Below are 19,719 nucleotides of genomic sequence, written 5' to 3' on the forward strand. Positions count from 1 at the left end.
ACTTGGCAAAAAAACGTATATTTAGCGGCATGCAGCCGTCAGGAAGATTCCATATGGGAAACTATCAGGTATTAACTAACTGGATTAAGCTGCAAGAGGAATATGACTGTATCTTTTCGATTGTTGATTGGCACTCACTTACCTCTTCTTATGAAGATACCAGTAAGCTTCCCGAGCGAATTGAAACAATGGCACTAGACTGGTTGAGCGCAGGCTTGGATCCGGAAAAAAATATTATTTTTGTTCAATCCCATGTCAAAGAGCATGCGGAATTACATTTATTGTTATCAATGATGACTCCCTTGTCATGGTTAGAACGCGTACCGACTTATAAAGACAAACTTCAGCAGTTGGGTGAAATGGGCAAAGAGATCAACACATACGGTTTTCTTGGTTATCCGGAGCTAATGACTGCCGATATTATATTATACAAGGCCAATGTTGTTCCGGTAGCCGAAGACCAACTCCCGCATCTTGAGCTATCCCGAGAAATAATTCGCCGCTTCGCCAATTTGTACAAGCCGGTCTTTCCGGAACCTCAACCCATCTTAAGCCCTTTACTCCCGGGAATTGACGGGCGGAAAATGAGTAAGTCTTATGGGAACGAAATCCCTTATGCAGCAGAACCTGATGAAATAAGTGCACGGGTAAGGCTCATGGTTACCGATCCCCAGCGTGTAAAAAAGACGGATCCCGGTAATCCGGACATTTGTACAGTGTATACTTTTCATAAGATTTTTTCTCCCGAACACAATGAAATTACCGGACATTGCCGCAATGCCAGTATTGGCTGTGTAGAGTGCAAAAAGCGTTTAGCAGAAAAAATGATTATGACTTTAGCTGATGTTCATGGGCGTCGCAGGGAGATGGCGAAAAATCCAGAAAAAATAAAAGAATTGCTTGCTTATGGTGCTGAAAGGGCGAGAAAAATAGCAGCAACAACCATGGAAGAAGTGCGGTCAGTTATGAACCTGGGCTAATCTATGGCTACAGTTAGCTATAATATTAAGTTAGAAGCCTTTGAAGGGCCGTTGGCTCTATTAATGCATCTGATTGAAAAAAATCAGATTGATATTTACAATATTCCCATTGCAGAAATCACGGAACAATACTTGGCTTATCTTAAGGCCATGGAACACTTCAATATTGAGGTAGCCAGCGAATTTTTAGTTATGGCGGCAACTTTGCTGCAAATAAAATCACGCATGCTGCTGCCGCGGCCGGTTCGTGTGGACGCAGTCGAAGAAGACATTGATCCGCGTCAGGAACTAGTTGAACGATTGATTGAATATCGCAAATTTAAGCAAGTTGCAGGTTTATTTGAAAAATTAGGCAGTGAACGCGGACAATTTATTACCCGTTTTCCTCAAGAATTTGCCAAACAATTTCCATTGCCTGAGGGACTTTGCCTGGATGATCTTTTGAAAGCTTATGTTACGCTTTGGGAAAGTACTATCCCGAGTTTTGCCATTATTGCACCTGAGCAAATTAGTGTTAAAGACAAAATGCAGGATATTATTACCCTGTTGCGAAATAATGACGGGAGTATGGAGTTGAGCAAAACTATAATTAGGACAGGTTCTCGCTCAGAATTTATCGCTGCTTTTCTGGCCGTATTGGAGTTAGTTAGATTAAAACAGATAGAAGTTTATCAGAAACGGCAATTTGAACCTATTTGCCTCAAGTTAAAGGAGTGACGAATGTATGTTTAGCAGGCATTTGCGCGGGGCAATTGAGGCTTTATTATTTGCAAGCGGGCAACCGCTTGCCGCAGATAAAATTGCCGGACTACTTAATATTCAAGTTGAACAGGTTTATACGTTACTGCAGGAAATGACAAATACGATGTCTGACGAAGAGCGTGGATTAACAATAGTTGAAGTGGCCGGTGGGTATCAGCTATGTACAAAACCTGAACTATTTCCTATTATTGGAAAATTAGCCGAGGTACAAGACAGTAAATTATCTGCAGCCGCTTTGGAAACTCTGGCGATTGTGGCATTTAAGCAGCCGGTAACACGACAAGAAATTGAAGGTATTCGCGGTGTTAAGTCCGACAGAGTAGTTACCACCTTACTTGATCGTTTGCTTATCAAAGAAGTAGGACGTAAAGATGCGATAGGACGTCCTATATTGTATGGTACCACTAATGAATTTTTACAGTGTTTTGGATTGAAAAACCTGGAACAATTGCCTGATATTACCAACATACTGACGTCTGATGCCATTGAAGGCGAGGACGATGCGCCGACGGACGAACAGCTAATTTTGGATATTCAAGAACAACTTCCAACTGGCAAGTAATATCTATCAGCTCTACAAAAATTCAAATGCATAGTATGTTGCAGTAATGCAAAAGATTTAATATGTAGAATATTGATAGCAAATCAAGAGGAAACGCTGATGAATAATTGGCTATTCATGCTGATCGCAGCAGTCATTTTGCTGTTACTGCTTTTTAAAATCAGTTTGTTTATTGAATTTCACTTTTGCCGTCGTAAAGATGATGACTATATAGCCGTTTCTGTGTTCGCCCTGCAAAAAAATTTTCTTTATACTATAAGGATTCCGACAATAGCGGTTATCCAGCATAACGAGATACCCTGGATTGCATCCAATATTAAGACACCCCAAGGAGATACCAAAACACAAGTCGGGCGGGAGCAACGCTTTTTGAAAAAATCCATCCAAATATTATTTCATAATCCAGAAGAATTTGTGCAATTGGTTAGATCGGTTAAACAGTTTATACGCGGATATAACCATTACATAAGCAAACTAGCTCAAGGCATCCGTTGTGAAAAGTTTGAGCTTTCTACAATATATGGATTTGAGGATGCCGCCTTTACCGGGATTATGATGGGTGTATTGGGATCATTTGTTAATACGCTGTTGTCATCCGCACAGAAGCGGTTGATATTTGATGCTAAGCCTGTAATTTTATTACAGCCGGTTTTTGGATGCAGCCAAGCAGAAATTGAATTCAGGTGTATATTGCGAATAAGATTTGGCAATGTTATAACTGCAACTATGTCGGTACTACTAAATTCATTGCATGGGGAGGTGACTCGCAGTGGCTGAGCATCCAATACAGGGTTTGATGAAAACAGCTATGGAAAGCATCAAAGGCATGGTAGATGTTAATACCATTGTTGGTGACGCGGTGGAAACCCCCGATGGCACAGTAATTGTTCCTATATCGCGGGTAGCATTTGGATTTGCGGCAGGTGGCGGTGACTATGAAGCAGAAAATACAGAGAAAGAACATCCTTTCGGCGGTGCCAGCGGTGCCGGCATTAGTGTTAAGCCTGTAGGCTTTTTAGTTTGTTCGCCCTCCAGTGGTGTAAGATTTATGTCTGTGGAAAGCAATTTATTTTATGACCGTCTTATCGATATGGTCCCGCAGGTAATGAATAAAATTGAGAATATGCTGGGAAAGAGCAATGATGAGGATACTGATCTTGAAGAACTTGCGCAAACAGCTGAAACTCAACCGATTCATCAACACTCTACTCTATGATACTGAACTTTTAAAACCCACACATAATTGTGTGGGTTTTTACATATAAATCAACAAATTAATAAACTAAGCTAACTGATCAAGTTTGTCCTTAATTTGAGTGGAATGTAATGCCTCTGCTTCGGCGAAATGTTTAAACATTTTAGCGACTTCTTCGTTGTTTATACGATCAGCGAAAGATTGATAATCACGCACAAGTTCTTGCTTTTGGGTAAGCGTGGTGCGTAAAGCTGTTTTAACGTCAAGCATTTCCATATTGATTCACCTCCTTAAATTTGTTACTATTATTTCCGTTACCTCTTTACTTAATGCCAGGATATTATTACATACCAAAATTAGACAAGCCTGGAATGAGTACACTTTGACCTTTAGCGAAATTAATTATATAATAATTCTTGGTTTAACCTAAATGAAAGGACTGGATCCATGCGACAACTAATTAATCTTGGATTACTGTTATTTATATGTCTGTTTTTTTTGCCAAAAACCGTAGCTGCACAAGACTCTATACCGGATCTTACAGCTAAAGCGGCTATTGTTATGGAAGCATCAACAGGAAAGGTACTTTACAGCAGAAATGCCGAAGAACGGCGTTATCCGGCCAGTACCACCAAGATTATTACGTTGATTACTGCACTGGAATACGGCAAACTTGATGATGTGGTTACCGCCAGCCAGAACGCCGCGACTACCGAAGGGTCCTCACTATGGCTTTTACCGGGAGAGCAGCTTACATTACTTGATATGTTATATGGGATAATGCTTGTTTCCGGTAATGATGCGACAGTGGCGGTAGCCGAACATATTTCGGGCTCAGTCGACGTTTTTGCCAAACTAATGACTGAGAAAGCCCATTCAATTGGCGCAGTAAACAGCAATTTTGTTAATACCAGCGGATTGCCTGATGAAAGGCATTATACAACGGCTCATGATTTAGCTAAAATTGCAGCATATGGCTATAAAAATCCGCTGTTTACTCAAATTGTTTCTACTCAGCACAAAATTATTCCCTGGCCAGGCAAAGAACACGATCGAGATCTATACAACGAAAACAGAATGTTGTGGTTATATGATGGGGCAAACGGTGTTAAAACCGGTTATACGGATGCTGCCGGGCGTTGTTTGGTTTCAGCGGCCAACCGCAACGGGGTTCAGCTTGTTGCCGTAGTATTAGACAGCGAACGGATGTGGGACGATTCAATTAAACTTTTGAATTATGGCTTTGCGCAACTTAAACCAGTTCCCGTTGTTCACAAAGGCGATATTTTAAAAACTGTTAAAATTAGCGAGGGAAAAACCGGCAATGTGAAATTAGTGGCGGACCAGGATATTGTTTTACCAATGGCTGACAATGAACATGATCAATTTTCCACTGTTATTGATGCTCCCAATAAGATGAATGCGCCGGTCGCTGCGGGGCAGAAAATCGGCACAGTCAAAGTACTTTATAACAATGTTGAGGTCGCCAATGCTGATTTACTTGCCGATCAGCAGGTAGAGCGAAAATCATTTTTTGGAATGCTTTGGGGCTCCGTCTTAGGAATTGTATCCTTTGTAATTCATAATTTTGCTTAAAGGACGCCAATTGGCGTCCTTTTCGTTCTAGCATACGATAATCTGTCATAGCATCATAATGGGTGAGAAGATCATGATCAATGTAATTTGGATGATTCTTATGGCAAGCGGGATTATTTATGCCGGTATGAACGGAAAAATTGAACTTGTTACAGCCAGCGCTATCAATGCGGCCAAAGATGCGGTAGAGCTATCGCTCAACTTAATCGGCGTTATGTGCTTATGGCTGGGTATTATGAAAATTGCCGAATTATCCGGGCTTATCAAGGCAATTTCTTATCTGTTGAATCCGATTGTTGGGTTACTGTTTCCCCGTGTGCCTAAAAATCATCCGGCTATGGGTGCAATTATTATGACAATCAGCGCAAACCTGCTAGGATTAGGTAATGCAGTAACGCCTCTGGGAATTAAAGCCATGCAACAACTACAAACACTTAACCCGAAAAAGGATACGGCTACGCCGGCAATGTGTACTTTATTAGCCTTATGTACAACTGGTTTTACCTTAGTTCCGGCAACAATTATTGCCATACGGTCGGCAGCAGGTTCCACCAATCCCACAGCAATTGTTGGCGCAACCATAATCGTCAGTTTGTTTGCCACTATTTTTGTATTATGTGTTGACCGGATTTGCCAATTGCTATCTAGACGATAAACGGGAGGGGATATCCTAGTGCTGGTAGAATTGTGTGAGCAGCTATCAGTATGGGCAATACCTATTGTCTTGCTGGTAATTCCCCTAATAGGGTATTGTCGAAAAGTTAAGGTCTATGAAGCTTTTATTGAAGGAGCTAGCGAGGGGTTTCATACTGCAATTCGTATTCTTCCCTGCCTTGTTGCCATGTTAGTGGCTATCAGTATCTTTCGGACGTCAGGCGCTATGGATGTATGTGTAGTTTGGATGGCTCCGTTACTAAATATATTAGGTGTGCCACCTGAATTGGTACCGCTGGCAGTTATGCGGCCATTATCAGGAAGTGGTTCATTGGGGCTGGCAACAGAACTTCTTAACACCTATGGTCCTGATTCATTAATCGGACAGATTGCTTCAACGGTTTTAGCCAGTACGGATACAACCTTTTATGTGTTAACCGTATATTTTGGCGCGGTGTCGATCAGTAATCCCCGGTATGCTCCGTTAGTAGGTTTTTCAGGTGATATAGCAAGCTTTCTGGCCTCTGTTTATATTTGCAAATATTTGTTTAGTACATAACTGGTAACTATTGTTACCAGTTTTTTCTATGCCTCCATTTGTAGCACTTGAATAAGCAATGAATACACTGTAGTGTGATTTTAAAGCAGGGAATGGAGGGAATTCCATGATTAAAGTGGTAGTTGTCGGCGGTGGTTGGGCCGGCTGTGCCGCAGCACTAGCAGCATCCAAGGCCGGTGCACAAGTGGTTTTGCTTGAGCGCACCGACTTATTGCTGGGAACCGGCTTGGTAGGCGGTATATTTCGTAATAATGGCAGGTTTACTGCGGCTGAGGAAGCAATTGCCATGGGCGGCGGGGATTTATTTGTAGCCATGGATGCTAATGCCAGGCACCGGGGAATAAATTTTCCCGGACACAGTCACGCTTCCTTCTACGACGTAACGACGATGGAACCACTGGTCAAAAAAATTCTTCAAAACTATGGCATAGATATTAAAACCAGAGTAAGGGTTTCCACTGTTGTTAAATATGGCAAAAAAATTCAGTATTTATCGGATGATAACGAGGAAGTTATTGAAGGGGACGCTTTTGTCGACACTACTGGCACTTCAGGACCGATGGGAAATTGCTTGAAATATGGTAATGGATGTGCTATGTGTATTTTACGGTGCCCTACTTTTGGCCCGCGGGTAAGCGTTACTGCCAAGGCGGAAGTTAAGGAAGTTATGGGTAAAAAAGCGGATGGAACATATGGCGCCATGAGTGGATCATGCAAAATCAATAAAGATTCCCTAAGTCCTGAACTTAAAGACAAGCTGGAAAAAGAAGGCATGGTAGTTATACCGCTGCCTGAAAACCTAAAAAAGACTGGCATGTTAGGCAAGAAAGCCTGCACACAATATGCAATTGCTGATTATGCTGAAAACATCGTTTTGATTGATACCGGCCATGCCAAACTTATGACGCCGTTCTTTCCGCTTGATGCACTTAGAACGATACCAGGGCTTGAACGTGCCAGATATGAGGACCCGTATTCCGGTGGTATTGGCAATTCTATACGGTATTTGGGTATAGCACCATGTGATAATTCGCTCAAAGTGGAGGGTATTGATAACTTGTTTTGTGCAGGAGAAAAATCCGGTATATTAGTCGGTCATACGGAAGCTGTTGTGACAGGACTACTTGCTGGCCATAATGCTGTACGGTACTGCTTGGATATGCAATATCTTGAATTGCCGAATGAACTGGCATCCGGTGATTTTATTAGATTCATTCATCAACAGATGGAAACGGAAGATGGCATTAAGCAAAGATATACCTTCTCAGGTGCGGCATATTTTGCGCATATGAAAAAAACAGGCCTTTATTCGGCAAGGCGGGAGGAAATAAATGAACGTGTTGCTAAAGCGGGGCTTACGGACGTATATAATGTTTGTTTAGTATAGAATGGGAGGAATAAGTCGTGCTAAAAAAACTTGTGACCAGATGTATTGATATTAATTCGGCTTATTGTCCCTGCTTCCTCGCAGATACAAATCATTGTACGTTTTGTAGTCATTTGAAAGGTGAAGACGTATGTGACTGCAACTGGAGTGGAGTGTGCATACTATATGAGAAACAGTGGCAGCCCAAAAAAAGAATGTGGATCCCTGATGCCGATACGCCTATACGGCTGGAAAGCGATACTCAATTTGTAGTGAAGCAAATAATCTCTAAAGATACATACTTGTTAGAGTTTGCTGTGTCTCATGAACTTGCCCGGTCACTTGACAAATGTGGCGCATTTGTTTTTTTGCGCCGGTCGTCAGATCCACAATTTTATCATTTTCCGGTAGGTATTATGAAAGTCGAAGGGAATACGATTCAGGTTGTCATTGAAACAATTGGACCCAAGTCAGCCCGGCTGTTGGCTGACAGGAATAATCAAGTTCTTGTCCGCGGTCCGTATTATAATGGTATTTTTGGTCAACCATGGATTGACAATATAGATAATGGTAAAATATTATTAATAGTTGGAGGTATGGGTCAACCGCCGGCTATGCCGATAGCCCGCCAGCTAACAGAAAAAAATAATTGTGTAAACGCTATTGTAGCACCCGGAAAGATTGGTAAAATATTTATTGCCGAAGAATTGGGCAAATTAGGTATCCGGGTTCAGGAAATACCTTCTATGCGTCAGGTGGGTATCCAATTGTTTTCTCAATTATTGACAAATCGCCAGGAATGTCCGGAATTAGTTGTTAGTTCCGGCTCTGATGATCAACATTATGCATTGATTGCTGCCATGCATGCAGCCGGTATCAATTTGCCGATGGCAGCCACAAATAATACGGCGATGTGCTGCGGCGAGGGTATCTGTGGTAGTTGTGAGCGGGTAACTAAAGATAATAAACGCTTACGTACTTGTAAAGTCCAGACAGATTTTAGCCAATTTATTCAGGAATAAAATAAGTTTGAAAGTAGGAGTCGAATTTCAATGTTAGAACGTTTGCAGAAGATAATTGCTCAAGCGGGTATTGCTTCACGCCGGGAGGCTGAGGAACTCATTAAAGCCGGCCGGGTAGCGGTTAACGGCAAGATTGTTACCGAACTTGGCACGAAAGTTGAACCAAGACGGGACCGGATCACCGTTGACAGCAAGCTCGTGAAAGCCGAAAAGTATAGATATATTTTACTGAACAAACCTAAAGGAGTAATAACGGCACTGGAAGATCCCCGTGGTCGCAAGACAGTTGCCGACCTTGTAGCCGATATTCCGGAAAGAATCTATCCGGTAGGAAGACTTGATTATAACACCGAAGGCTTGCTTATCATGACTAATGATGGCGATTTGACTTATGCTTTAACACATCCTAGTCATGAAATTACGAAAACTTATTTAGCGAAAGTACATGGTTGTCCTCCCGAAGAAAAGCTCGACAAACTGCGTGTGGGTATTAAACTCGAAGATGGTGTAACTGCTCCGGCTAAAATAAATATTATTGCTATTGATCAAGAAAGAGAATTAACTACATTGGAGATTGCCATTCATGAAGGAAAAAACAGGGAAATTCGCCGCATGTGTGAAGCGATCGGCTATCCAGTAAAAAATCTTAAGCGAATTAGGTTTGCTTTTTTAACATTGGAAGGGCTTCGCCGAGGGCAGTACCGCCAACTGCTCGCTGGCGAAGTAGAAGAATTAAAGCGGCTTAGTAAAAAGCCAAACGTCTAAGACGTTTACCCTTATTTTCAATAAGGGTTTTTTACTATTGGCAATCCAATAAAAAGTGAGTGTGAACTATGAAACAAGTCTTAATCATCGGTGGTGGTGCTGCTGGTCTTATGGCCGCAATCAGCGCAGCCCGACATGGGGCAAAAGTAATCATATTGGAAAAAATGAAAGATCTGGGCCGTAAAATATTGATTACCGGAAAAGGCCGCTGCAATTTAACCAACAATTGCGATATTCCTGATTTAATAAAAAATATGCCGGGTAATGGAAATTTTTTATATAGTGCCTTTTATGCTTTTAACAATCAGGATGTGATTGAACTTTTTAACCAGGCTGGTTTACCGACAAAAATAGAACGTGGTGGCCGGGTTTTTCCTGTAAGCGACCAAGCCAAAGATGTTGTTAAAACATTGGCCAAAGAATTGGCCAAACTAAATGTAACGGTTAGAGTAGGGCAACCTGTAAAACGGCTAATCATAGAAAATGGGCAGGCTGTCGGAGCCGTTACCGTTGATAACGAGTATCGGGCTGACGCCGTCATTGTGGCAACAGGCGGTGCTTCTTATCCAGGGACAGGTTCTTCGGGCGATGGTTATCGGTTGGCTCAGGCATGCGGACATACCATCGAACCACTCAAGCCTTCCCTTGTGCCACTTGAAGTGGAAGAAGAATGGGTAGCCGAACTACAAGGGTTGTCGCTCAAAAATGTCAAGGCAACCGTTTTATATAACGAAAAAAAAGCTGCCGAAGAATTTGGCGAAATGTTATTTACGCATTATGGATTGTCGGGGCCTATTATCCTTTCCCTGAGCAAAAAAGTTGCCGAACTTCTTGCCGCCTATCCCACTCAAGAAGTTACCATAGCAATTAATCTCAAACCGGCACTAAGCGCCGAAACATTGGACAAGCGCTTGCAGCGCGACTTTACCCAGTTTGCCAGGAAACAACTAAAAAACTCATTGCATGAACTGTTGCCAGCCAAATTAATTCCTGTTGTTATTGATTTATCTTTTATCGATCCGGATAAATTTGTACACCAGATTACCAAAGAAGAACGGTCTCGTCTGGTGGCTGTATTGCAACATCTAACTTTTACCATTACACAAACCAGACCAGTGGCTGAAGCGATAGTAACAGCCGGCGGTGTAAGCACGAAGGAAATTGAGGCACGTACCATGGAATCAAAATTAATCCAATCACTTTTTTGGGCCGGCGAAGTCATTGATATTGATGGTTATACCGGCGGGTATAATTTACAGGCGGCTTTTTCAACGGGATATGTGGCCGGTAAGTATGCTGCGATCTAAATAAACGTTTTACTCTATATAGGAGGAGTTGTATGGAGAACAGAAATCACAAGTTCCGCCACAAGCATTTTGCATATATTGATCGCTTACTTATAAGACTGGCGACAAGTGCGATTGTTCTGTTATTAATAACTCAAGCACTCCTGCTAAATGGTGAAGCCAGAAAATACTTATCTCTTGTAGATCGACTAGAAGGAGAACAAATAACATCTCCTTCTGCAATGTATGCGATTGATGTTTCACGATCTGATTCAAATAGGGTATGGGGTACAGTAAATAAGGCGATTGCCAAATCAATACGTACGTTAAGATCCGGAAAAAATATTACGGTGCGTATGATTACTCCGTCAACCAGTGGCGATGCGTTTGTCACAATAAATGGCGAGATAGCAGGTAACTTTGCCAAAGGGAAAGTAGAATTAACGGTTTTTGATGGCGATTATATGGAACTTGATATTACCGCTGTTGAAAAACCTGCTCAATTTATTATCGACACTCATAAAAATGACATGATTTATCCGGCTGACGGCATCTTACTGGAAGGCAAAGATAATATTCTTGTTATTGGCAAAGTCATTTTTAAACAGTAAATATACTTAATTATTGGCTGAGGTTGATGGAATAGAGAAACTTACCGGCAAACTGCAAAGATTAGAGGAAATTTTTGTTTAATAGGGAATTATAATGAATAGATTTTTGAGGTATTTGGAGGCTTACTATGATTATTCTGATGAATGCAGCCACTACCGAACAAGTTAACCGGGTATTGGATAAGCTTCGTCAATTAGGTTTAGATAGTCATTTAATTACTGGCTTACATAGTAAAATAATTATGGCCAATGGCGACTTGTCTGTCTGTAATCCTGCGTTATACGAAAGAATGCCTGGAGTTGACAAAGTGCTGCTTGTTGAAACCCCCTATAAACTTGCAAGCAGAGAATTTCAGCGAGAGGATACGATTGTTACAGTTGGCTGTGCTAGTTTTGGGGGAAAAACCATTCCTGTAATTGCCGGGCCATGTGCGATTGAAAGTTATGACCAGCTCTATCAGGCCGGTGTAACGGCAAAAGCGGCAGGAGCCGCTATGCTACGCGGCGGTGCTTACAAACCGCGCACTTCGCCGTATAGTTTTCAAGGACTTGAAAAAAAAGGACTTGAAATAATCAAGGCTGTAGGACGTGAATTAGAATTGCCTGTTGTTTCCGAAGTTACAGATCCTCGTAGCATCGATCTCTTTGCGGAACATGTGGATATGCTGCAAATAGGAACACGTAACATGCAGAATTTTGTCTTACTTAAGGAAGTTGCTCTCAGTAAGAAACCGATTTTATTGAAACGAGGCCTAGCGGCCACGATTGAAGAATGGTTAATGGCTGCCGAATACATTATGGCTAGCGGCAATAACCAAATCGTATTATGCGAAAGAGGTATTCGAACTTATGAAACCTTTACACGCAATACTCTGGACTTAACCGCTATACCGGTAATCAAACATGTAAGTCACTTACCTGTCATTGCTGATCCTAGTCACGGCACCGGCAGTTGGCGTTGGGTTAATCCTATGTCTAAGGCTGCGATCGCTGCCGGTGCCGACGGACTTTTAATTGAAATGCATCCAAATCCGGAAGAAGCTTTATCTGATGGGCCGCAGTCACTGACTCCTGAAAATTTTTCCCAGCTTATGACAGATCTGGACGGATTAACTGGAGCGCTCGGGCGGTTACTATACAAAAATAAAGGGGAGTAGCTAATGGGTCAAAATATACAAATACAGCCAACCGGTAATCTGACAGGGTCAGTCAATATTCCTGGCGATAAATCGATATCGCACCGCAGTATCATGTTGGCCGGGCTGGCCAATACACCGGTAAAAGTGACCAATTTTTTGCACGCTGCGGACTGCTGGTCAACAATTAATTGTATGCGGGCATTAGGGGTTAGTGTTGATCAGGATAAAGAGGGTGCGCTTACAGTAACCGGCAATGGCTTTTATGGACTAAGGGAACCAAAAAATATACTTGATGCCGGTAACTCCGGAACCACCATCAGGTTATTGACCGGCTTACTGGGTGCGCAGCCTTTTTTTAGTATTATAACGGGCGATGCCTCGCTGCGAAAACGTCCAATGGCCCGTGTTATAACACCACTGATCCAAATGGGATTACATATTGTAGGACGCGAGCAGTCGCGCTATGCGCCTTTGGCTATTCATGCGGCCGAACAAATACGGGGTATCGAATATGATATGCCTGTTGCCAGTGCGCAAGTAAAGTCAGCTATCCTGCTTGCTGCCCTTTACGCTAGTTCTCCTACTGTGCTGCATGAAACGATGCCTTCACGTGATCATACGGAGCGGATGTTTGAAACATTCGGGATACCTGTAAAAAGGGTAGGAAACTCTATTATTTTGGAACCGGTAAAACAACTTCAGGCGCCGGAACATATTAACGTGCCTGGTGATATTAGCTCTGCTGCTTTTTGGCTAATTGCCGCTTCGATCATTCCTAACAGTCAGTTAGTATTACATAATGTTGGCATTAATCCTACGCGCACAGGTATTCTTGATATTTTACAGCAAATGGGTGCAGATATCACTGTTACTAACGAACGCTGGAGCGGAAGAGAACCGGTTGCCGATCTTGTTGTGCGTTCAGCTAAGCTGAAAGGTGTCACCGTCGAAGCTGAAATTATTCCACGACTTATTGATGAAATTCCCATTCTGGCGGTAGCTGCTTCATTTGCTCAGGGTCAAACGATTATCAAAGGCGCTGAAGAATTACGGGTAAAGGAAACAGACCGTCTCAAAGCGATTTCCTTAGAACTTGGAAAAATGGGTGCCCGGATTACTGAAACGGCAGATGGGCTTATTATTGATGGATCACAGTCATTACATGCAGCACTATGCCATTCCCATGACGATCATCGTATGGCTATGGCATTAGCAATTGCCGGCTTAGCAGCCCGCGGTGTTGAAATCGAAGAAGCTGATTGTGTAAAAATTTCTTATCCTGATTTCTTTGCCGTGTTAGCTGATTTAAGCTCAGGATTAACGGGAGGTAAGCAATGAAACGTTTAAATATTGCCATTGACGGGCCGGCAGGGGCAGGAAAGAGCACAGTGGCCAAACTTACTGCTCAAAAACTTGGATATACTTACATTGATACCGGCGCTATGTATCGGGCGGTAGCCTGGCAGGCACTTAAAAAAGGCGTTGAGCATGATAATCGTGCAATTGCCGAATTAGCCTGTAATCTTGATTTGAAACTAACAAATATTGATAACAAAACTAATGTAACTGTGGCCGGCCATGACATAACGGAGGCAATCCGTACACCGGAGGTCAGTCGGTTAGTACCCAAGGTGGCTCAAGTCGGTGAACTTAGAGAGGTCATGCTAAAACTGCAGCAAGACATGGCCAAACCAGGCGGTGTTGTTATGGACGGCCGTGATATTGGTACACGTGTCTTACCTCATGCGGATATAAAAGTTTTTTTAACAGCTTCTATTGCTGAACGAGCAAGAAGACGCTGGCAGGAATTAACGGCCAAAGGATATTCTATATCCCTCGCTGAACTGGAAGCTGAAATTGCCTGCCGGGATAAAGAGGATTGTGAGCGGGAAATTGCACCTTTAGTCGCTGCGCCTGATGCAATTAATATTGATACGACCAATTTGTCCATTGATGCTACGGTGGCGTCAATTTTAGAGTTGCACAGGGAGAAACAAGCAAGTGTATGAATTATTGCGTATTCTTTTTACTACACTTTTCTCTATTGTTTTTCGCTGGCAAATTATAGGTGCAGAAAATATTCCCCCGGGTGGCGTTATTATTGCGGCAAACCATATAAGCCTCTGGGATCCGCCGGTAATTGGTAGCGCCTTATCGCGGAGGATTCACTTTATGGCTAAAGAAGAATTATTTACTAACCGAATATTTAGTTGGATCATTACTAAATTAGGAGCTTTTCCTGTAAAACGTGGTACTGCTGACCGGACCGCCATTCGAACCGCTTTAACAATTCTGGAAAAAGGTGCTGTCCTTGGCATATTTCCAGAAGGTACTCGAAGTAAAAATGGAAAATTAGGCAATCCCGAACCTGGTTTGGCTCTACTTGCGCTTAAAGCCGGCGTCCCCATTATACCTACAGCTGTAATTGGTACCAACAAAGTTTTTAGCAATGGCTGTTTGTTGCCTAGGTTTAAAGTGATATTTGGCAACCCAATAATCCTTAGTCGCAGTGAAACTGTCAAAGAAAGTATGGAAGCCATGAGTAGCAAAGTTATGACGGAGATTGGTAACCTGCTTGAGCGGGCAGATGCGGATAAGCCGGTATAGCTATGGAAAACACTACAATTGGGCTACTGGACGGAAACCTATCAATAATCCTAGTGCAGCGGATTGCCATCATCGCTGTGTTTGCTTATGTATTATCCCATATGCAAGTGTTTCGTTTACTTTTCAAGGAAAAAACCACAGCTCGCGAAAAGATGGTATTGGTCTTTATTTTTTCGCTAATTTCTATCGTAGGCACTTATTTTGGCATCCCCATTGAAGGTGCGCTTGCTAACGTCCGGGATACCGGCGCTATTGTTGCAGGCCTTCTGGCAGGACCGGCCGTCGGGACAGCGGTTGGCATGATTAGTGGGAGTCATCGCATTTATTTAGGAGGCTATACCGCTTTACAATGCGGCCTTGCTACTATGATTGGCGGCGTTCTGGCCGGCTACATCCATGTACGGACAAAACCTAAATCGCCGGAGTGGATTACGGGAATTATTACCGGCAGTTGTGTTATTTTGCTCAGCATGGGGTTAATTATCCTGTTTGCCAAGCCCTATGAAACAGCAGTATCGCTTGTTACACAAATAACAATACCAATGGTTCTGGCTAATGCGCTGGGTATTGCCATCTTTATGATTATTATTCATAATGCCAGGGAACATCAGACCAAAATTGCCGCCTTACAAACCCATAAAGCACTTAGAATCGCAAATATTACATTACCTCATTTCCGGCAGGGACTCAATTCGACATCTGCTGAGAAGGTGGCTGCCAACATATTAAGTATGACTTCGGCTGCGGCAGTAGCTATTACTGATTTGGAACGTGTTTTAGCGCATGTTGGCTTAGGTAGTGACCATCACGTAACGGGAATGCAAATAGTGACGAAATTAACCAGAGCTTGTTTAACTCAAAAACAGGTCACTGTAGCGCAAAGTCAAGAAGAAATTGGCTGTAAAGTACCAGCTTGTCCTCTGAAATCGGCCATTGTAGTACCGCTGTACTGCCGGGAAGAACTTGTCGGTACGTTAAAAATTTATTATGCACGCGAAGAGGCACTGACGGCGCTTGATATCGAATTTGCACAAGGACTTGGACAGGTATTTAGTACGCAACTGGAATTATCAGCGCTTCAGCATAAAGCAGAATTGGCCGCAAAGGCCGAGCTTAAAGCACTCAGGGCTCAGATTAATCCCCATTTTCTGTTCAATGCTCTTAATACCATTGTTTCTTTCTGCCGTACCAATCCGGAAAAAGCACGCAGCCTTCTAATTGAGCTAAGTGAGTTTTTCCGGCGAAGTCTGAAAACAGCACGTGATTTTGTAACACTCAGTGAAGAACTTGAACATGTAGATTCTTACCTGGCACTTGAACAAGCACGATTTGGTGACAGGTTAACAATTAAACAAGAAATTGAGCCCGATACGTTAAATATACTAATTCCTACGTTCACTCTTCAGCCTTTGGTGGAGAATGCAGTTAAACATGGCTTGTTAGCTAAGACTGATGGCGGAACCATTACCATTGTAGCGAAAAAAATAGAAAATCAAGTTGAAATTCTTATCAATGACGATGGCATAGGAATTTCACCTGACATCCAAAAACAAGTATTGGAGTATGGTTTTGGTAAAGGGGCAGGTGTAGGGCTGACTAATGTGAATGAGCGCTTAAAAACGATTTATGGAACCAAACACGCCCTTACCATTACCAGCATAATGGGGGAAGGTACATCAATACGGCTGCATATTCCTGTAAATATGGAGGTTGTAGATGATGACTGATCAATTATGTATCATCAGAGTAATTATTGTGGATGATGAAGAACCGGCACGAAGTGAGCTAAGATTCTTATTGGAACAATTTGAAGAAGTTGAAATTGTAGGTGAGTTTTCAAGCGGCGAAGCCGCTCTTAAGGCAATAACGTCTTTGCGTCCGCATTTAATCTTTGTAGATATTGAGATGCCGGGAATAAGCGGCCTGCAAACTGCTGAAAAAATGAAAATAGCAGAAACATTTCCGTTAGTTGTTTTTGCAACTGCCCACGAAGAATTCGCTGTGAAGGCTTTTGAACTCAATGCGGCTGACTATTTACTTAAACCCTTTTCCAGCAAAAGGGTCGCTAAATGCATTGACAAGGTTCGGACTCGCTTAGCGGAAGCCGAGCAGGCCCTGATAAAAAAGCAAGATACTGATTTAGCCGGGCGTTATAGCCTGCAGAAACTTGCTATTGAATATAATGGCAAAGCAGTTGTAATTGCTAGCAAGGATATTATTGCGGCGTATTGTACGGAAGGGCAGTTATTAATTCGCACTGCCGACAAGTGTTATTATTCCAACATGCCACTTCAGGATTTGCAGTCCCGTCTGGATGACCGCCTATTCTTTCGAACCCACCGCGCCTATCTTGTTAATATTGAGAAAATACGCGAGATAATTCCTTGGTTTAACGGCACATATAACTTAATATTAGAAGGTCTAGATGAAGAAATTCCCGTTAGCCGTCAGCAAGTTTCTAAACTAAAGAAATTGTTTGGATTATAAGAGCGTAACTATTTTGTATTTGACCAGGACATTAGTGTATTTCGTCCTGGTTTTTTGTCATTTCATCAGATACATCTTGCCTGTTTAACCTATATACTGTATTATTTGAAATATAAAGAAAATTGTAACAGAAAGGAGGACAGGGTTAGTATTTAAGGCCTTTTTTCTATCATTTTTTTGTAATTGTATTCTTGAAAGGAGGACTAATTTTTATGAATTCAGTCAATTTGTTGGTAGTTGCCATATGTTTTTATGTTTTAGCCTATCGGTATTATTCTGCTTTTATTTCTGCCAAGGTTCTTGCTTTAAATGACGCTAACATAACCCCTGCCTACCGTTGCAATGACGGCCGGGAGTTTGTCCCAACCAATAAGTGGGTATTGTTTGGTCATCATTTCGCAGCTATAGCGGGTGCTGGTCCGCTTGTCGGCCCGGTATTGGCTGCTCAGTATGGCTGGGGTCCTGGATTTATGTGGATTTTGCTTGGCTCAGTATTTGCGGGTGCAGTCCATGATTTTATTATTTTGTTTGCCTCAATACGGCATAATGGTCAATCACTGTCTGTTATTGCCAGACGTGAGGTGGGGCCGGTAAGCGGTGTAACAACGTCCTTTGCGATTCTATTCATTATCATTGTTGCACTTGCCGGCTTGGCTATCGTGGTCGTAAATGCCCTCTTTAAAAATCCTTGGGGACTGTATACACTTTCTATGACTATCCCCATTGCGATTGTCGTTGGCCTTTATATGTTTAAAATTGCTCCCGGCTCTATTCGGTCAGGGTCTATCGTGGGTTTCCTGTTAGTATTAGGTGCGGTATTTACCGGTCACTGGTTAAGTCCCGGTCAGCCTTGGGAAGGTATTGCCAATATTTTTAACCTTACCAAACCACAGCTATCAATTGCCTTACCGCTTTACGGATTCTTTGCCGCAGTCTTACCGGTATGGCTGTTGTTAGCTCCGCGCGATTACTTAAGTTCATACATGAAAATAGGTACGATTGTAGCCTTGGCTCTGGGCATTCTTATTGTACAGCCCATGATCAACATGCCTTTTACTACTAAATTTATGGATGGCGGTGGACCGATCATCCCGGGTCCCTGGTGGCCATACCTGTTTATTACTATCGCTTGCGGTGCTATTTCCGGCTTCCACGCATTAATTAGTTCAGGCACTACCTGTAAAATGATTGAACGCGAATCACAGTCACGCATGATTGCCTATGGCGGTATGATCACCGAAGGTTTTGTTGCCGTAATGGCTATTATTTCAGCTGTTGTACTGATGCCCGGAGATTATTTTGCTATCAACAGTCCGGCAGCAGTATTTGCAAAATTAGGTATTCCAACCGTTGAAATTAAGGAATTATCACGTTTAGTAGAAATGGATGTTGCTCACCGTCCCGGCGGCGCAGTATCCTTGGCAGTCGGTATGGCTCATATTTTTTCCAATATTGGTGGCATGAAACATCTTATGAGCTATTGGTATCAATTTGCCATTATGTTTGAAGCGCTCTTTATTTTAACTACAATTGATGCGGGAACGCGTGTTGCGCGTTATATTCTGCAAGATATTCTTGGTACGTATGTATATGCTCCGCTTAAGCAGACGAATTGGTGGCCCGGAATTTTATTTACCAGCGCGATTGTAACGTACTGCTGGGGTTACTTGCTTTATAGCGGCGACGTTGCCACTATCTGGCCGTTATTTGGTGTTGCCAATCAGCTTTTAGCCGTAATTGCCTTGGCTCTTGGAACCACTATTATTCTCAAAATTGCTCCTAAAAAATCTTATGCCCTGGTAACATTTGCGCCACTTGCTTTTCTGGCTGTAACTGTTCTGCTTGCCGGTATAATGAATGTCCAAATGTTCTTCAATCGCGGTGATACGCTTGGCAATACTAACGGGACAGTGAGTATTATCCTCATTATTTTGGTAATTATTACCTTGGTCGACTCGATAAGGGTTTGGTTGAAACTCTTGAAGACTGATAAACCCATCGGCATGAACACCGAAATTTCATTCCAGTCGTGCCCCATTGACTCTAATTCTCGTCCCAATATTCCAAGCTGATTATTAAGTTAATAAAAAATCAGAACCGTCACTATTTTGCTTTAGCTAGATAGTGG

General features: G+C 42.5%; 21 protein-coding genes. 20 read left to right on the top strand and 1 reads right to left on the bottom strand.

Features of this window, described 5'->3' with window-relative positions; translation table 11 throughout:
* Positions 1-2: 2 nt before the first annotated feature.
* The 5 genes from trpS (at position 3) to ytfJ (ending at position 3,520) form a co-directional block, all read left to right on the top strand.
* Entirely contained in the window at positions 3-980 is a 978-nt protein-coding gene (gene trpS / locus BLR65_RS00280) for a tryptophan--tRNA ligase (RefSeq protein WP_093791296.1), read from the top strand.
* Positions 981-983: 3 nt separating this feature from the next.
* Positions 984-1,697, top strand: coding sequence for a segregation and condensation protein A (locus tag BLR65_RS00285; protein WP_093791298.1), 714 nt, complete (start codon positions 984-986; stop codon positions 1,695-1,697).
* A 7-nt stretch (positions 1,698-1,704) separates the two neighbouring features.
* Complete coding sequence (gene scpB, locus BLR65_RS00290) at positions 1,705-2,304, top strand: SMC-Scp complex subunit ScpB (protein WP_093791301.1); 600 nt, start codon at positions 1,705-1,707, stop codon at positions 2,302-2,304.
* 165 nt (positions 2,305-2,469) lie between these two features.
* Positions 2,470-3,081 carry a DUF2953 domain-containing protein gene (locus tag BLR65_RS00295; protein ID WP_176772656.1) on the top strand — a complete coding sequence of 204 codons (612 nt, stop codon included), beginning with the start codon at positions 2,470-2,472 and terminating at the stop codon, positions 3,079-3,081.
* Entirely contained in the window at positions 3,074-3,520 is a 447-nt protein-coding gene (gene ytfJ, locus BLR65_RS00300; protein ID WP_093791305.1) for a GerW family sporulation protein, read from the top strand. Before BLR65_RS00295 ends, ytfJ begins: the two co-directional genes overlap by 8 nt.
* Positions 3,521-3,586: 66 nt before the next feature.
* On the opposite strand, the gene BLR65_RS00305 is transcribed toward ytfJ, so the two are convergent.
* On the bottom strand, positions 3,587-3,775 hold the full coding sequence (locus BLR65_RS00305; RefSeq protein WP_093791307.1) for a ferritin family protein: 189 nt from the start codon (positions 3,773-3,775) through the stop codon (positions 3,587-3,589).
* 222 nt (positions 3,776-3,997) lie between these two features.
* Here BLR65_RS00305 and BLR65_RS00310 point away from each other — a divergent pair, with 222 nt between their 5' ends.
* The 15 genes from BLR65_RS00310 (at position 3,998) to BLR65_RS00380 (ending at position 19,663) form a co-directional block, all read left to right on the top strand.
* The gene (locus BLR65_RS00310) at positions 3,998-5,095 is read left to right on the top strand and encodes a D-alanyl-D-alanine carboxypeptidase family protein (protein WP_245692244.1); all 1,098 of its coding nucleotides are present in this window, start codon (positions 3,998-4,000) and stop codon (positions 5,093-5,095) included.
* A gap of 73 nt (positions 5,096-5,168) precedes the next feature.
* Positions 5,169-5,750 (top strand): nucleoside recognition domain-containing protein, encoded by a 582-nt coding sequence (locus BLR65_RS00315; protein ID WP_093791311.1) that lies wholly within the window; start codon positions 5,169-5,171, stop codon positions 5,748-5,750.
* Positions 5,751-5,768: 18 nt separating this feature from the next.
* Positions 5,769-6,308, top strand: coding sequence for a spore maturation protein (locus tag BLR65_RS00320; RefSeq protein WP_211285138.1), 540 nt, complete (start codon positions 5,769-5,771; stop codon positions 6,306-6,308).
* Between the two features lie 106 nt (positions 6,309-6,414).
* On the top strand, positions 6,415-7,695 hold the full coding sequence (locus BLR65_RS00325) for an FAD-dependent oxidoreductase (protein WP_093791313.1): 1,281 nt from the start codon (positions 6,415-6,417) through the stop codon (positions 7,693-7,695).
* Between the two features lie 17 nt (positions 7,696-7,712).
* Positions 7,713-8,696 (top strand): hypothetical protein, encoded by a 984-nt coding sequence (locus BLR65_RS00330; RefSeq protein ID WP_093791315.1) that lies wholly within the window; start codon positions 7,713-7,715, stop codon positions 8,694-8,696.
* A 30-nt stretch (positions 8,697-8,726) separates the two neighbouring features.
* Positions 8,727-9,461: a pseudouridine synthase gene (locus BLR65_RS00335; protein WP_093791317.1), complete on the top strand. Its 735-nt coding sequence runs from the start codon at positions 8,727-8,729 to the stop codon at positions 9,459-9,461.
* A gap of 68 nt (positions 9,462-9,529) precedes the next feature.
* Complete coding sequence (locus BLR65_RS00340) at positions 9,530-10,768, top strand: BaiN/RdsA family NAD(P)/FAD-dependent oxidoreductase (RefSeq protein ID WP_093791319.1); 1,239 nt, start codon at positions 9,530-9,532, stop codon at positions 10,766-10,768.
* 32 nt (positions 10,769-10,800) lie between these two features.
* The gene (locus tag BLR65_RS00345; RefSeq protein WP_093791321.1) at positions 10,801-11,358 is read left to right on the top strand and encodes a hypothetical protein; all 558 of its coding nucleotides are present in this window, start codon (positions 10,801-10,803) and stop codon (positions 11,356-11,358) included.
* A 128-nt stretch (positions 11,359-11,486) separates the two neighbouring features.
* Positions 11,487-12,515 carry a 3-deoxy-7-phosphoheptulonate synthase gene (gene aroF, locus BLR65_RS00350; protein WP_093791323.1) on the top strand — a complete coding sequence of 343 codons (1,029 nt, stop codon included), beginning with the start codon at positions 11,487-11,489 and terminating at the stop codon, positions 12,513-12,515.
* A gap of 3 nt (positions 12,516-12,518) precedes the next feature.
* Positions 12,519-13,835, top strand: a complete 1,317-nt coding sequence (aroA, locus tag BLR65_RS00355; RefSeq protein WP_093791325.1) for a 3-phosphoshikimate 1-carboxyvinyltransferase — start codon at positions 12,519-12,521, stop codon at positions 13,833-13,835.
* The gene (cmk, locus tag BLR65_RS00360; protein WP_093791327.1) at positions 13,832-14,506 is read left to right on the top strand and encodes a (d)CMP kinase; all 675 of its coding nucleotides are present in this window, start codon (positions 13,832-13,834) and stop codon (positions 14,504-14,506) included. Before aroA ends, cmk begins: the two co-directional genes overlap by 4 nt.
* The gene (locus BLR65_RS00365; protein WP_093791329.1) at positions 14,499-15,104 is read left to right on the top strand and encodes a lysophospholipid acyltransferase family protein; all 606 of its coding nucleotides are present in this window, start codon (positions 14,499-14,501) and stop codon (positions 15,102-15,104) included. The genes cmk and BLR65_RS00365 overlap by 8 nt, the downstream gene beginning before the upstream one ends.
* A 2-nt stretch (positions 15,105-15,106) precedes the next feature.
* Positions 15,107-16,831: a sensor histidine kinase gene (locus BLR65_RS00370; RefSeq protein WP_245692249.1), complete on the top strand. Its 1,725-nt coding sequence runs from the start codon at positions 15,107-15,109 to the stop codon at positions 16,829-16,831.
* Positions 16,821-17,591, top strand: a complete 771-nt coding sequence (locus BLR65_RS00375; RefSeq protein ID WP_093791331.1) for a LytR/AlgR family response regulator transcription factor — start codon at positions 16,821-16,823, stop codon at positions 17,589-17,591. The genes BLR65_RS00370 and BLR65_RS00375 overlap by 11 nt, the downstream gene beginning before the upstream one ends.
* Positions 17,592-17,803: 212 nt before the next feature.
* Positions 17,804-19,663, top strand: coding sequence for a carbon starvation CstA family protein (locus BLR65_RS00380; protein ID WP_093791333.1), 1,860 nt, complete (start codon positions 17,804-17,806; stop codon positions 19,661-19,663).
* Positions 19,664-19,719 lie beyond the last annotated feature (56 nt).

This window comes from Sporomusa acidovorans (assembly GCF_900101845.1).
GTDB classification, from domain to species: Bacteria; Bacillota; Negativicutes; order Sporomusales; family Sporomusaceae; genus Sporomusa; species Sporomusa acidovorans.